The following is a 13762-nucleotide window of genomic DNA, read 5'->3' on the forward strand; positions in this document are numbered from 1 at the left end:
CCCAATCGTTCGACTTCGACATGACTCCGACCGTGTTGTCGATCTTGAGGGAAACCAGTTTCGAGAGCCGCAACTGCAGATCCGAGACCACATGCCATTCGTCGAGCGGACCCCCTTCACCCCCTTCGAATCCGACGAACATTTGCAGGGAAGGCGAGAGTCGCTTGAGATACTCGATGGAGGTCTCTCCGAGATCCGGCTTCGATTCGCTTTGATTGTACTCGCCGGTCGTGCGAATCGTGAGCGTGCCCCAAGAAAAGCCTCTCGCAAAACCGAACCCTGGCTTGACGTCCCATTTCTCATCGCCGATCAGCACTTTGCTCTGCTGCGTTGGGGCGGTCACCTCTAGGTAAGCGAAGAGCTCGGGCAGGCTCGCTTTCTCCTTCAGGCAGCGCACGCGGATCTGCCCCTCGACATCGCCGAGGCCCGATTCCTTGGTCTTGGCCGGCGTCGCGTACGTATCGCTGGGATCCTTCTCGAGGGAGGCGGTCATGTAGGCGGTGGTGAATTCGAGCGCGAGCCAATCGGTCCAGCCGTAGCTCACCATGACCCCCGTCTCGGAGCTCCAGAACTTGCCTCGATAGTCGACGTCCCCGCCCACGCCGAACATGTCGGGTTGATATTCGCGGTTGTGATCGATGGTGTGCGAGAAGGAGGGATATACCACGAGCTCGCCCTTGTGAACGTAGGTGCCGAATGCCGAGGTCTGAACCCCACGCCCGGTGTCGCGGTATTGCTCCAACTGGGCGTGGTCCGCGGCCGCGGCCGGAGCCGTGAAGGCGACTCCCGCCAGGCCGATGGCGATACCGAGTAGGGGTGCGAAACCTTGGATTGGAGTTTTCATGGGTGCTCTTCTCCTCTCTTTACCGTTTCACTCGGGCCGCTACTCCGCGTGCGTGCTATCACAGACGGAGCAGCCCTTGTCGAAGACCACCCGCCAGCGGCCGTCGGGCTCGAGGCGCCACACCGAGTTGAACGTCCCGATCAGCTTGCCGTCGGGATCCATCACCGGACCGCTGCTGTGGGCGAGCTTCCCGGAGTCGAGCACCTCGACGACCTCCGGCCGCCAGGAGAACGGTGCCTTGGGTCCATCGAAGAGTGGCTTCCACCCTTCGACGACGGCCGCGTTGCCGCGCATCACGCCGCGACGACCGAAGAAGACCGCGTCCGGCGCCACATAGGTCCCGAATGCCTTGAGGTCGCGAGCCGCCATCGTGGCGGCGAAGGTGCTCTCCGCCGCGAAGACCTGGCTCCGTGGATCGGGCTTCGTCTTCGCGTCCGCGGAGACGATCGTTAGGGCGATGCCGGCGGCGACGAACGCTGGAATCAGGAAGCGCATGAGACCACTCCTTTCAAGGCGCGCGCGAGCGCCTGCAGCAACGACTCCGAATCCCGCGCCGGGCCGAACGCGGGAATCGCGGGGCCACGGAGCGCCCGTTCCATGTCAACGAAATCGGGCGCGGGGAGATACGCGCGGCCCAAGAGCGCCCGGTCATCCCATATCGCGGGCGGATACCCCTCTCCCAGAATCCTACCCGGTTCCCCCGGTTCGCGCCCGAGCAGAACGATCCGATCCGCGACCGCGGAAGCAAAATCGAGGTCGTGGCTCGCCATGAGGATGGCGTGCCCCCGCCCGTTCAAGCCGCGCACCACCCCCGCGAGGGCGCGCCTTCCCTCAGGATCGAGTCCGGCCGTCGGCTCATCGAGGAGCAGCACGCGCGGGGGCTCGGCGAGAAGGGAGGCGAGCGCGACGCGGCGTTTCTCGCCCTCGCTCAACGTCATGGGAACACGCGAGGCGAACGGTTCGTGACGAAGGCCAACCAGCTCCATCGCTTCGCGCCCGCGGGCCCGGCGCTCCTCCGCGGGCACGCCGTCGACCCAGAGAATCGCGGTCACGTCCTCCTCCACCGTGCGGCCGAAGAGCTGGCGCTCGGGGTACTCGAGCGCGAGCGCGGTGGGCCGTTCGCGCCCGTTCCCCGTCGCCGGCCTATGGATCGATCCCGAGGTCGGATCCAACAAGCCTGCCGCGAGCTTCAAGAGCGTGCTCTTCCCCGAGCCGCTCACGCCGACGAGGGCGACGACCTCGCCCATGCCCACCCGGAGACCGACGCCAGCGATCAGGGGGCTCCTTCCACCGTGGCCCCTTGGCGCGTACGCGACGTCGCGGAGCTCGAGCGCGGCATCTCGAGCCCTGAAATCCTGCGCCGGGACCGGCGGGGGCGCGACTCCGGCACCCTCGCGGGGGCGGAGCGTCGCGAGCCCGGTCGTGAGCGAGGTCAAATCGATGGCCAACGGTCCGCTCCACAACCGATCAAGCGCGAGCAGCGCCGACGCGCGCATCGCGAGCGGGTAGGGTACGTCCGTCGCATCGAGGACGGTTTGCGGCGATAAGGCCGTCGGGTCCACGAGTCGTGTGCCCGCGATCAGATGTAAACGCTCGCAGGGATAAGGAGCGTCCGCATCCTGATGCGTGCGAACGAGGGTGAACCGGCCGGATTGCGCGTCCTCGACCAAGCGCCGCTCCAGCTCGCGCCTGCTTCCGGGATCCAGGTGCGCCAACGACTGATCGAGCAGGAGGACTTGCGGCTTCGCCGCCATCACGGCCGCCAGGAGGGTCCGCGCCTTCTCCCCGGCGCTCAGCGCTTGCGGCGCGCGGGCCTCGAACCCCGCCAGACCGTACGCCTCGACAACCTCGGCCGTGCGCGCGCGGATCTCCTCCGGCGGCAACGCGAGCGACTCCAGCCCGAAGGCGATCTCGGCCTCGACGGAGTCGGTGAGGAACTGGGGATCAGGCTCCTCGAAGAGGACCGCGACGCGCGGCCAGAGGGAAGGCGCGTCGCGGCCCCGCTCGATCGGCGCGCCGCCGAGCAGGACGCGCCCGGAAGCCGGCGGATGAAAGCCCGCAAGCAATCGGATCAGCGTGGTCTTGCCGGAGCCGTTCGGCCCGAGGATGAGATGGCTCTCGCCCGGGCGGAACTCGGCGGTTACATCGCGGAGGATCTGGCGCGGCGCGTCATGGGCGGATGCCCCCGGCACGGTGGCCGAAACCGCATCCAGCCGGATCACGTCGGCGACCGGGCGCCCTCGAGAAGGTGGGCGCGGACCTCCTCCATGATCTCGATGAGCGGCCTGCCGGTCGCGTGGGCGATGCGCCTCAGGTCGTCGTACTCGGGAACGCTCCGTTCCTCCCCCGAGGGAAGCGCGATCGTCTTGACGCGCACCCGGCCGAGGGGCGTTTCCACGTCCCGGATCGACCGCCTCAGCTCGATCCGGCCCTCCCGCCTCACGCGGACCCCGATCGTCGAGGACTCCGCGAAGAGCCGCTCGACCACCGCGGGGGCGCGGCGGGGATCGCAGAGGGCGGTCACCAGCACGCCGGGCCGCCCCTTCTTCATCTGCACCGGGGTCAGGAAGACCTCCGCCGCGCCGCTCTCGAAGAGGGCTTCGGTCAGGTGGCCGTAGAGCTGCGGGTTCATGTCGTCGATCGTGGTCTCGAGCACCTCCACCGAGCCGGCCCCCTCGCCGACAAGCGGCTCGCCCAGGATCGCGCGAAGGACGTTCGGGAATTCTTTGATGTCCATGGTGCCCGTCGCGACGCCGGTCTTCCGGGGCCGGATTCCGACCGGCTCTCCGATCGTCTCGCAGAGAGCGCGCAGGAGCGCGGCTCCCGTGGGGGTCGTCAGCTCGGCCTCGATCTCGGTCGTCCGGACCGCCACCCCTTCCAGGATCCGGAGGGTCGCGGGCGCGGGGATCGGGAGAACGCCGTGGGCGGCCCGAACGAAGCCGCGGCCCTGCGGAATGACCGACGCGTAGCACCGCTCGACGCCGAGAAGTTCCAGCGCCCACGCGGTGCCGACGATGTCGACGATCGCGTCGATCGCCCCGACCTCGTGGAAGTGGACCTTCTCGAGCGGCACCTGGTGCGCCTCGGCCTCGGCGCGCCCGAGGATCTCGAACGTGCCGAGAGCCCGCGCGAGGACGCGGTCGGGCAGCTTGGCCCCCTCGAGCAATCCGCGGATTTCGGTGAAATGGCGGTGGGCTTTCGTCTCGCGCGTCTCGACCTTAAGCTGGAACGCCTCGAAGCCGTGGCGTTCCACGCGCTTCTCGCCGAGCGTGAAGCCGTCGAGCGGGAGCGCCCTGAGCCGCCGGTCGATCTCCGGAAGCGGCGCTCCGAGCGCGACGAGGGAGCCCAGGATCATGTCCCCCGAGGCCCCCGACACGCAATCGAAGTAGATGATGTTCATCCGCGACAACCCCTGTGCCGCTTCATCCGCGTCTCCGCGCGCGCGACTGGCGCGCGATGACGCCGGCGGCGTAGCCGGCGCCGAAGCCATTGTCGATGTTCACGACCGTGACCCCCGCGGCGCAGGCGTTGAGCATCGCCAGGAGGGCCGCGAGCCCCCCGTAGGAGGCCCCGTAGCCCACGCTCGTCGGGACGGCGATAACCGGGCGGTCGGTCATCCCCCCCACCACGCTGGCGAGCGCCCCTTCCATCCCCGCGACCACGACCACCGCCGACGCCTTCCGAAGCGCACGGACGTGGGCGAGCAGCCGGTGGATCCCCGCCACCCCCGCATCGTACACCCGGCTGACGGGCACTCCCATGAATTCGAGCGTCACGGCGGCCTCTTCGGCGACCGGAAGGTCCGAGGTCCCCGCGCTGACCACGAGGACCGATCCTCCGCGCCCGACCTTCCGCCGCGCGGCGCGCTCGATCACGACCGCCCGCGCCTCTTCCTTCCACACGGCCCGATCCCCGAACTCCTCGATGAGCGCCTCCGCCTGCCCCTGCTTCACGCGGGTCGCCAGGCAGCGGCCGCTCCGCCGCGCGATCGCGCGCGCGATCGTGACGCACTGACGCACGGTTTTCCCCTCGCAGAGGATGACTTCGGGAAGGTGTTGCCGAAGGCTTCTGTGGTGGTCGACCAGGGCGGGACCGACCGTTTCGAACGGCAGGCGGGCAAGCGATTCGAGGGCTTCGCGCGTGCTCATCCGCCCGCGCCGCACGCTCGTTAGAATTTTACGGAGACGCGCAGGATCCATTCAACTCGGTCGCGGTCCCATTCGCTTCGCCGTCTTCCCCGCCCGCGTCCGCGTCGGCGGCGTCGAGGACCGGCGCGTACGGCGTGGGCGCGCTCTCGAGCTTTTCGAGGTAGCTCCAGAGGAGCGCTTCGGTCTCGGCGGGCGTCTTCGCGTGGTTGATCTCGCGGCAAAGCGTCGAGTTGTCGTAGAGGCCTCGGACGTACCAGGCGATGTGCTTGCGCATGAGGATCGAGGCGTAGTCGCCCTTCTTCCGCGCGAGATCGTGGAGATGGGTCACCGCCGTCTCGATCCTCTCCCGCGGTGTCGGCTCGGGCCCGGCATCGCCGCCGTCCAGGAGCCGCTGCGCGCGCTCGAAGAGCCACGGGTTTCCGAACGAACCGCGTCCCACCATCACGCCGTCGCACCCGGTTTCCTGAATCATCCGCTGCGCGTCTTCAGGTGTCTTCACGTCGCCGTTCCCGATCACCGGGAGCCCCGTCGCCTCCTTGACGCGCGCGATGACGTCCCAGTGCGCCTTTCCCCCGAACTTCTCGGAGCGGGCGCGCGCGTGTACCGCGATCCAGCGGACGCCGGCGCGCTCCAGCACGCCCGCCACCTCGGGGGCGTTTGTGGAGTTCTGATCCCACCCGATCCGGATCTTGGCGGTCACCGGGAGCGACACCGCGTTCACGACCGCGGAGGTGACTCGTTCCAGGCGCTCCATGTCCGTGAGCATGGCCGCGCCCGCGTCCCGCGCGATCACCTTCCGGACGGGGCAGCCGTAGTTGAGATCGATCGTGTCGAAGCCCAAGTCCGCAACCATGCGCGCCGCCTCGGCCATCACGCTGGGATCGGAGCCGCAAAGCTGCGCCCCGATCGGCCTCTCTTCAGGCCGATAGTGGAGCAGCTCGAATGTCTTGGGATTTTTCCGGACGAGCCCGTCCGACGAGGTCATCTCGCAGAAGACCATCGCGGCGCCGTGCTTCCGGGCGAGCATCCGGAACGGAGAGTCGGTCACGCCGCAGAGCGGTGAGAGGAGGACCCTCCCCTCAAGACGGATCGGACCGGCTTGCATGAACTACCGGACGTCGACGCCCCTGCCCTGATTGACCACCGCCTTCGCCTTGGTCATCTCCGTCGCCAAGGTGAGGAGCTTCGGCAACGTCGCCGCCTTGTCGAAGAGCGCCGCGGCCTGCCTCACCTGCTCGTCGTCTTCCAGAGCGACGCGGTAGGCCTCTTCGTCTCCCACGTAGCGTCGCGCCAACTCGCGTCGCATCCCGGTATCCACGAAGTGCTGCGCGGCCGCCAGCGAATCCGGGCTGTACGTGAACTTCTCCGCCTTTAGGAGTACCCCGAACTCGTCCCGCATCGCGGGGGTGATCGCGTAGTTGGCCGGCGCTTCCTTGTGCTTCACCGCGTACCGGACCGCGTACTTGAAGAAGAGCTGCTTCGATTCGAGATCCTCGATCAAGTGCGGGTACTTGACGTCGTCCAGCTCGAGGTCGGGGAAAATCCCGCCGCCGCCGTAGACGGTCCTGCCCATCTCGGTCTTGTACTCGGGGAGCGCCTTCTTCGGCTTCAGCGAGTCGGGGAGCGCCGCCGTGCTCGGAGAGTCGGCGTCGTCCTCCTCGGCCAGGGCGCCGTCCTTGAGCTGCTCTTCCTTTTGAATGCAGCGGCCGCTCGGCGTGTAGTACTTGGCGGTCGTGAGCTTGAGCTTGGGACCACGCACGCTACGCGTGAGCGGGATGACGGTCTGGACGAGCCCCTTGCCGAAGGTGGTGCGGCCGACCACGACACCGAGGTCGAGATCCTGAATGGCTCCCGACACGATCTCCGAGGCGCTCGCCGTCCACTGATTGACGAGGATCACGAGCGGGTAGGAGGTGTGCGGGTTGTCCGCCGAGGAGAAGAAGTCGCGGTTCTGCGTGGCGTCGCGGCCGCGGGTATAAACGATCTTCTTGCCGCGCGGCGTGAACTCCTCGGAGACCTCGACGGCCTGCGAGAGGAGCCCGCCCGGGTTGTACCGGAGATCCAAAATCAGACCGCGCGGGTTCTGCTTCTCGATCTTGGCGATCGCAGCGTCAATCTCCTCGCGGCTCCGCTCGGAGAAGTTCGAGAGGCGGATATAGCCGACGCCGCTCGAGAGGAGGCCGGCGTACGGCACGCTCTTGATCTGGATGATGTCGCGGGTGATGGTGAAGTCCATCGGCTTGTCGCGCCCTTCGCGGAAGATCGATAGCTCGACCTTGGTGCCCCGCTCGCCGCGCATCTTCTTCATCGCGTCATCCAGCGAGAGCCCCTCGCTCGACACGCCATCGATCTTGATGATCCTGTCGCCGCCCTGGATCCCCGCGCGCCACGCCGGGGTCCCTTCGATCGGCGAGATCACGGTGACCCAGCCGTCTCGAATTCCAATCGAGATTCCGATCCCGCCGAAGGAGCCGTGCGTCGTCGTCTCCAGACGCTCGGCCTCTTCCTTGTCCAGGTACTGCGAATAGGGATCGAGCGTGCGGAGCATCCCGCGGATCGCCGAATCCATCAGCTTGTCCGTCGTGACGGCTTCGACGTAGTGGTCCCGGACCTTGGTCAGGACCTGAATGAACCGCTCGATGTTCGCGTAGGTGTTGTCGGTCGATTCCTGTACCCGCCCCACGGCCCAAGTTCCGGCCACCAACGCTGTGACGAGTATGACGACCGCGAAGAGTTGCCTTCGGTTCATTTGCGGTTTACCTCGATGGGTTGTGAGTCCGGCCGCTCAACAGCGAGTCGACGTCCTTCTGGATTTGATGCGCGACTACCTCCTCCGGATCCGTACCCCTAAGAACGACAAATCGTTCCGATTCTGAACGTGCGATTTCCAAGTATCGCTTCCGAACGGCCTCAAAGAACGGGGCGCCCTCCGACTCGAAACGGTCCGGTGCCGACTGGGCTCTCCGACGCTTCGCCCGAGCGAGCCCTACATCGACAGGGACATCGATCAGGTAAGTCCTTGTGGGGCTGATAGCTCCAGTCGCCCAGCGGTTCAGCGATCGCAGGAGCTCGTCCGATATCGTGCCGTTTCCACCCTGGTAGGCGAGCGTGGCGTCGGTAAATCGATCGCAGATCACGACCTCGCCCTTGTCCAGCGCGGGGCCGATAATCCTACGCACGTGCTGTGCCCGCGCCGCGAGAAAGAGCAGAACCTCGGCCTCCGGCGTGAGCGGCTCCTTGCCGGGGGTCAGGATCATCTCACGGATCCGCTCCCCGAGCGGCGAGCCGCCCGGCTCCCGGGTCAGGATCGAAGGAATTCCGCGCGAATCGAGGAATGCCTTGAGACGCTGGGCCTGGGTGGACTTCCCCGAACCCTCGATCCCCTCCAGGGTCAGGAGGAGACGCTGCACGCTCGGCCGTGGCCCCGGATCAGGCGCTGCGGCGCGCGGCGCGTTTCAGCCCGCTGCGTGGACCCGCGATTCGCTTGGTCTTCTCCGCTTTCGCGGCGCGCGGGCGCTTCGAGCCGTATTTTTCAATGAACTCCTCGACCATCTGTCGCGCGACGTCGTCCGGATACTGAACGGGCGGCGACTTCTTGAAGTAGGCCGATGGCCCGATCAGGGCGCCGGAAAGCCCGTTGTCGAGCGCCAGCTTGGCGCAGCGCACGGCGTCGATGATGACGCCCGCCGAGTTCGGCGAATCCCAGACTTCGAGCTTCATCTCCACGTTGAGCGGCACGTCCCCGAAGGTCCGCCCCTCCAGCCGGATGTAGGCCCACTTGCGGTCGTCGAGCCACTCGACGTAGTCGCTCGGGCCAATGTGCACGTTCTTCTCGCCGATGTCGTAGTCGAGCATCGAGGTGACCGCGTTCGTCTTCGAGATCTTCTTCGACTCCAGGCGCGAGCGCTCGAGCATGTTGAGGAAGTCGGTGTTTCCGCCGACGTTGAGCTGGCTGGTCCGCTCGAGGCGCACGCCCCGCTCGCGGAAGAGGCGAGTCATCACGCGGTGGACGATCGTCGCCCCGACCTGCGACTTGATGTCGTCGCCGATCACCGGCAGCTTCTTCTGCTCGAAGCGGCGCTGCCAATACTTCTCGCGGGCGATGAAGACCGGGATCGCGTTCACGAACGCGCAGCCCGCTTCCAAGATCTGCTCCACGTACCACTTCGTCGCCTCTTCGCTCCCCACGGGAAGGTAGTTGATCACGACGTCGGTCTTCGTCTCCTTCAAGAGCCGCACGATGTCGGCCGTCGACCCGGGGGCCTTGTGGATGATCTTCGACAGGTACTGGCCCATCCCGTCGTGGGTCATCCCGCGCGCCACCGGAACGCCCAGGCGCGGAACGTCGGAGAACTTGTAGGTGTTGTTGGGCCACGTATAGATCGCCTCGGCCAGGTCGCGGCCGACCTTGTTCTTGTCGATGTCGATCGCCGCGCTGAATTCGATGTCGCGGATGTGGTAGCCCCCGAGGTTGACGTGCATCAGCCCCGGGACGAAGTCGGTCTCCTTCGCATTCCTGTAGTAGTGCACCCCCTGGACGAACGAGGAGGCGCAGTTGCCGACCCCGATGATGCCGACGCGAATCTTGCCCATCTGAGTTCGATCCTCCGTTGACGGGTTAAGCCGGGAAGGAAGCGAAGGGCGGGACCCCGAACATCGTCCCACGCACCCTTATGTCAGGCAGACTTCGAGTGAGTCAAGCGATGGACATGATACACGCGCTGAATGACGGTGACGAGCGTTAATAGGAAGAGAATCCCGAGGATTCCCGGCATGAATCGGTGCCCCAAAAGCGCTCCGGCCGCTAGGGTTAGCATCCGCTCCGGGCGCTCCATCAGGCCCACCTTGCACTCCAGTCCGAGCCCTTCGGCCCTGGCCCGCGTGTAGGAGACGAGGAAGGAGAGAATCAGGGTCGCGAGGGCCATGACCGCGAGCGTGTTGCCGTCGGCATCGCCCCACTGTCCCTCCGCGCGGAACTCGCTCTGGATCCAGAGGACGCCTCCCCGCGTGCGTGTGTAGTAGTAGTTCGCGAGGCCCGCGTAAAGCGCCCCCTCGCCCAGGCGGTCGAGGGTCGAGTCCAGGAACGCGCCGAACGGGGTGACCTTACCGGTCTCGCGCGCCACGTCCCCGTCGAGGATGTCGCAGAGCCCGGCCAGCCCGATCACGAAAGCGGCGCTCAGGAAATCGCCGCGCCCGAGAAGGAGGGCCGCCAGGAGCGAGAGGATGAGCCCGAGATAGGTCAGGTGGTCGGGTTGGACGCCCCGCCTCGCCAAGGTCTTCGCGAGCGGAACAAAGAGTGTACGGGCGCGGTCCTTCCAGCCGTCCATCATTCGTCCTCCTCCTCGTCCCCGTCTTCCGGTTCTTCCTCGACTCCGTCGGAGCTGTCGGGCCCGGGGTCCCCGCCCCGGCCGCGGCCTGCCACCACCAGCACGAACTCGCCGCGGGGCGGCTTCGACTCAATCCACCCGAGCAGGGACGCGAGCGTGCCGCGCCTCGTCTCCTCGAACTTCTTCGTCAACTCCCGCGAGATCGAAGCGGGCCGATCCCCGAGAACCTCCAGGAGATCCCGGATCGCCCCCGAGAGCCGGTGCGGGGACTCGAAGAAGATGATGGTCCGGGGCTCGCCGCGCAACTCCTCGATGCGCGCGCGCCGCCGGCCGCTCCGCCGCGGGAGGAACCCTTCGAACGCGAATCGGTCGGTCGGAAGACCCGAGACCTCCAGCGCGCAGAGCGCGCTCGAGGGACCCGGGATCGGCACGACGGGTGCCTCCGCCAAGACCGCAGCGCGGACCAGCGTGAAGGCCGGATCCGAGATCCCGGGGGAGCCGGCGTCGGAGACGATCGCGACCGAGGCACCTTCCCTAAGGCGCGTGACCAACTCCGGCGTGCGCGACTCCTTGTTGTGATCGTGGTAAGAGACCAGAGGCCGGTGAATGTCGAAGCGTGACAGAAGCGCGCGCGTGTGGCGCGTATCTTCGGCCGCGATGAGATCGACGGCGCCGAGGATCTTTCGCGCCCGCGGGGAGAGGTCTTCCACGTTCCCGATCGGCGTACCAACTAGGTAGAGCGTGCCCGGGACCGGCTCGTCGCTCAAGGCTGGGCCTTTAGCACGGACGCGGCGGCACGGCGGATCGCGGCAATGGCGCGCTCGATCCCGGCGTCGTCGACGTCCATGTGCGTGACGGCGCGGAAGCGGCCCGGGCCTCCGAAAGGGGTCAGCCGCACGCCTTCGGACTCCACCGCCGCCACGAACGCGTGGATGCGGTCATGGGGCTCCTCGATCTGCGCGATCACGATGTTGGTCTCGATCTCCCGAGGATCGAGGCAAAGCCCAGGGGTGGCGGCGATCGCCTCTGCGAGGCTGCGGGCGCGGCGGTGATCTTCGGGGAGCCGATCGCGATGGTATTTCAGCCCATGGAGCGCGGCGGCGGCGACGACGCCGACTTGCCGCATCCCTCCGCCGAACATCTTCCGCGCGAGGCGCGCTTCCTGGACGGCCGCTTTGGTGCCGGCGATCGCGGACCCGATCGGCGCGCCCAGCCCCTTCGAGTAGCAAACCATCACCGTGTCCGCGACCGCGGCATAGGTCGAAAGCGAGATCCCGGTCGCGGCGCTCGCGTTCCAAAGCCTGGCTCCGTCGAGATGGACCGGGAGGCCCCGCCCATGGGCCGCCTTCCCGATCGCCTCGAGCTGCGGGAGCGGGTAGATCGAGCCGTTGCCCCAGTTGACCGTGTTTTCCACCTCCACCATCGCGATCGTGCCGGGGCCCGCCGCAGATGCCGCGAGCGTCGCTGAAACTTCCTCCGGCTGCATCCGCCCCCGATCCCCGTCGATCCGATGATACTTCCGGCCCAGGAGCTCGGTGATCGCCGCGGCCTCGGTCAGAACGAGGTGGCTGTCCCTGTGGAGCAGGATCGCGTCGCCCCGTTTCGTCTGAATCGAGACCGAGACCTCGTTCCCCATGCACCCGCTCGGGACGAAGAGCGACGCCTCCTTTCCGAGCACGGCGGCGGTCTACTCCTCGAGGAGGCGGACCGTCGGATCGTCGTGGAAGACATCGTCCCCCACCTCCGCTTCCGCCATCGCATGGCGCATCGCGGGAGTCGGCCGGGTGACCGTGTCGCTGCGAAGATCGACGTAACTCGTTGTCAGAAAGGCCTCGTTCGATTGAATCCCTGGCGCCAGGGTGCTAATCTCAACAAGGAGCGGATTTCGAAACTTTCCCCGGGCGAAGCAGTATAGGGGAGAGGCGAGCCGCCCCCAAATCGATACGCCCCAAGGAGGAACGTAAATGCCCTTCATGTTCTGGGATCCGACGATGGTGCTTCTGATCCCGGCTATGATTTTTGCCTTCTACGCACAGACGAAGGTTCAATCGACCTACGCCAAGTTCAGCAAGATCCCGGCTTCCAGCCGCCGAAGCGGCCGGGAGGTCGCGGAGGCCATCCTCCGTCAAAACGGGATCACCGACGTCCAGATCGAGCAGGGTCAGGGGCTCCTTTCCGACCATTACGATCCGATCCACAAGACGGTCTCGCTCTCTCCCCACAACTACTCCGAGCCGTCGCTCGCTGCGATCAGCGTCGCGGCGCACGAGATCGGCCACGTCATCCAGCATGCGCAAGGCTTCGCGCCGCTCAAGTTTCGGACGGCCATCTTCCCGGTCGCCAACATCGGAACGATGCTGGCCTGGCCGATCCTGCTCATCGGTCTGTTTTTCATCCCGGGAGTCCGGATCGGCGGCGTGAGCCTGATCGATGTGGGGATCGCGCTCTTCTCGATCGGTGTCCTGTTCCAGCTCGTGACGCTCCCGGTGGAGTTCGACGCCAGCCGAAGGGCCATGGTGCAGCTGAACCAGCTCGGAATCCTCGCTCAGGAGGAGCAGGTCGGGGCGAAGAAGGTGCTCGACGCGGCGGCGCTGACTTACGTCGCCGCGGCCGCCGCCGCGGTGCTGCAGCTGGTCCGGCTCCTGATCTTGAGGGATCGCCGGAACTAGCGCTCCGCTCACCGAGGGCTGATCCGAATAGCACGATGGGACGTCCGCAGGGACGTCCCATTTCATATTGGGCGTTGGATCTTTGCGCGCCAGTCGGAGAGCGCCGGGGGCCGTGTGCGGAGGGGGCACCGGCCGGGCGATTCCTAGATCTGGGCGACGATGTCTTTCAGTTCCTTGGAGACCTTGAAGACTGGCACCCGGCGCGGCGGAACGGGAACCGACTCGCCGGTGCGCGGATTTCGAGCCAAGCGAGACTTCCGGTCCTTTACCTTGAAGGTCCCAAAGCCGCGGATTTCGATATGCTTGCCCGACGCGAGGGCCCTGGAAACCGCGTCGAGGAATTGATCGACGGTGTCCGCGACATCCTTCTTCGTCAAGCCGGTCCGCTCGGCAATTTCATCGACGATATCTGCCTTGGTCATCAGCCCCTCCTGGCGTGCTCCAACTGCGTTCGCGCCGCGGACGCCATAAGCTTGCGCTGTCATTGAACATAAGCACAAAGCGGCGCGCGAGTGCGGACTATAGACCCCGCATCGAAGCTGTCAAGGCTTTTTCCTGCTAAGGGTTCCGGCCTTCGCCCGTGCCTGCAATGCGGGACGCTGCAGCTCGCTCTCGGGAAGACCCGCTTCGCAGAATGCGACGGGATTGCGTGGATGCGATGGCGTAAGATGTTTGACGTAAATTAGTTGCAATCGACCATCGATTCCCTGACTGGAGATTCCGTGGCACGGCCATTGCCTGAATAGAAATCAGATCACGAACCCGGGAGCCCCC

At 66.5% G+C, this 13762-nt stretch carries 15 protein-coding genes; 1 reads left to right on the forward strand and 14 read right to left on the reverse strand.

Features of this window, described 5'->3' with window-relative positions; all coding sequences use genetic code 11:
- The 13 genes from E6K79_08325 to E6K79_08385 all read right to left on the reverse strand — a co-directional run.
- On the reverse strand, nt 1–844 hold an 844-nt coding region (locus tag E6K79_08325; protein ID TMQ64088.1), incomplete at its 3' end, for a hypothetical protein.
- 39 nt (nt 845–883) lie between these two features.
- A complete protein-coding gene (locus E6K79_08330) occupies nt 884–1339 on the reverse strand; it encodes a nuclear transport factor 2 family protein (GenBank protein TMQ64089.1) in 456 nt (151 codons plus the stop codon).
- Entirely contained in the window at nt 1327–3066 is a 1740-nt protein-coding gene (locus E6K79_08335) for an ATP-binding cassette domain-containing protein (GenBank protein ID TMQ64090.1), read from the reverse strand. Before E6K79_08335 ends, E6K79_08330 begins: the two co-directional genes overlap by 13 nt.
- Nucleotides 3063–4334 (reverse strand): nickel pincer cofactor biosynthesis protein LarC, encoded by a 1272-nt coding sequence (larC, locus tag E6K79_08340; GenBank protein TMQ64091.1) that lies wholly within the window; start codon nt 4332–4334, stop codon nt 3063–3065. The genes E6K79_08335 and larC overlap by 4 nt, the downstream gene beginning before the upstream one ends.
- Nucleotides 4267–5043, reverse strand: coding sequence for a nickel pincer cofactor biosynthesis protein LarB (gene larB, locus E6K79_08345; GenBank protein TMQ64092.1), 777 nt, complete (start codon nt 5041–5043; stop codon nt 4267–4269). The genes larC and larB overlap by 68 nt, the downstream gene beginning before the upstream one ends.
- Nucleotides 5021–6097, reverse strand: a complete 1077-nt coding sequence (gene dusB, locus E6K79_08350; protein ID TMQ64093.1) for a tRNA dihydrouridine synthase DusB — start codon at nt 6095–6097, stop codon at nt 5021–5023. Before dusB ends, larB begins: the two co-directional genes overlap by 23 nt.
- Nucleotides 6098–6100: 3 nt before the next feature.
- Entirely contained in the window at nt 6101–7741 is a 1641-nt protein-coding gene (locus tag E6K79_08355) for a S41 family peptidase (protein ID TMQ64094.1), read from the reverse strand.
- 7 nt (nt 7742–7748) lie between these two features.
- The gene (tmk, locus tag E6K79_08360; protein TMQ64095.1) at nt 7749–8402 is read right to left on the reverse strand and encodes a dTMP kinase; all 654 of its coding nucleotides are present in this window, start codon (nt 8400–8402) and stop codon (nt 7749–7751) included.
- Nucleotides 8403–8421: 19 nt separating this feature from the next.
- Nucleotides 8422–9585: an inositol-3-phosphate synthase gene (locus E6K79_08365; protein ID TMQ64096.1), complete on the reverse strand. Its 1164-nt coding sequence runs from the start codon at nt 9583–9585 to the stop codon at nt 8422–8424.
- 83 nt (nt 9586–9668) lie between these two features.
- The gene (locus E6K79_08370; GenBank protein TMQ64097.1) at nt 9669–10322 is read right to left on the reverse strand and encodes a CDP-alcohol phosphatidyltransferase family protein; all 654 of its coding nucleotides are present in this window, start codon (nt 10320–10322) and stop codon (nt 9669–9671) included.
- Nucleotides 10319–11086, reverse strand: coding sequence for a 16S rRNA (cytidine(1402)-2'-O)-methyltransferase (gene rsmI / locus E6K79_08375; GenBank protein ID TMQ64098.1), 768 nt, complete (start codon nt 11084–11086; stop codon nt 10319–10321). The genes E6K79_08370 and rsmI overlap by 4 nt, the downstream gene beginning before the upstream one ends.
- A complete protein-coding gene (locus E6K79_08380; protein ID TMQ64099.1) occupies nt 11083–11997 on the reverse strand; it encodes an aminotransferase class I/II-fold pyridoxal phosphate-dependent enzyme in 915 nt (304 codons plus the stop codon). The genes rsmI and E6K79_08380 overlap by 4 nt, the downstream gene beginning before the upstream one ends.
- Before the next feature lie 9 nt (nt 11998–12006).
- Complete coding sequence (locus E6K79_08385) at nt 12007–12294, reverse strand: hypothetical protein (GenBank protein ID TMQ64100.1); 288 nt, start codon at nt 12292–12294, stop codon at nt 12007–12009.
- On the opposite strand from E6K79_08385, the gene E6K79_08390 reads away from it, so the two are divergent.
- Nucleotides 12284–12988 carry a zinc metallopeptidase gene (locus E6K79_08390; GenBank protein TMQ64101.1) on the forward strand — a complete coding sequence of 235 codons (705 nt, stop codon included), beginning with the start codon at nt 12284–12286 and terminating at the stop codon, nt 12986–12988. The two genes, E6K79_08385 and E6K79_08390, sit on opposite strands and share 11 nt — an antisense overlap.
- A 143-nt stretch (nt 12989–13131) precedes the next feature.
- On the opposite strand, the gene E6K79_08395 is transcribed toward E6K79_08390, so the two are convergent.
- Nucleotides 13132–13410, reverse strand: coding sequence for an integration host factor subunit beta (locus E6K79_08395; protein ID TMQ64102.1), 279 nt, complete (start codon nt 13408–13410; stop codon nt 13132–13134).
- Nucleotides 13411–13762: the final 352 nt, after the last annotated feature.

Source organism: Candidatus Eisenbacteria bacterium (assembly GCA_005893305.1).
In the GTDB taxonomy this organism is placed as follows: Bacteria; Eisenbacteria; RBG-16-71-46; order SZUA-252; family SZUA-252; genus WS-9.

Bases quoted from the DNA above. Each gene is read 5' to 3' on its own strand.
- E6K79_08330 (TMQ64089.1), bottom strand. From the start codon at position 1,339: ATGCGCTTCCTGATTCCAGCGTTCGTCGCCGCCGGCATCGCCCTAACG.
- larC (TMQ64091.1), bottom strand. From the start codon at position 4,334: ATGGCTTCGGCGCCGGCTACGCCGCCGGCGTCATCGCGCGCCAGTCGC.
- larB (TMQ64092.1), bottom strand. From the start codon at position 5,043: ATGGATCCTGCGCGTCTCCGTAAAATTCTAACGAGCGTGCGGCGCGGG.
- dusB (TMQ64093.1), bottom strand. From the start codon at position 6,097: ATGCAAGCCGGTCCGATCCGTCTTGAGGGGAGGGTCCTCCTCTCACCG.
- E6K79_08355 (TMQ64094.1), bottom strand. From the start codon at position 7,741: ATGAACCGAAGGCAACTCTTCGCGGTCGTCATACTCGTCACAGCGTTG.
- E6K79_08365 (TMQ64096.1), bottom strand. From the start codon at position 9,585: ATGGGCAAGATTCGCGTCGGCATCATCGGGGTCGGCAACTGCGCCTCC.
- E6K79_08370 (TMQ64097.1), bottom strand. From the start codon at position 10,322: ATGATGGACGGCTGGAAGGACCGCGCCCGTACACTCTTTGTTCCGCTC.
- E6K79_08390 (TMQ64101.1), top strand. From the start codon at position 12,284: ATGCCCTTCATGTTCTGGGATCCGACGATGGTGCTTCTGATCCCGGCT.
- E6K79_08385 (TMQ64100.1), bottom strand. From the start codon at position 12,294: ATGAAGGGCATTTACGTTCCTCCTTGGGGCGTATCGATTTGGGGGCGG.
- E6K79_08395 (TMQ64102.1), bottom strand. From the start codon at position 13,410: ATGACCAAGGCAGATATCGTCGATGAAATTGCCGAGCGGACCGGCTTG.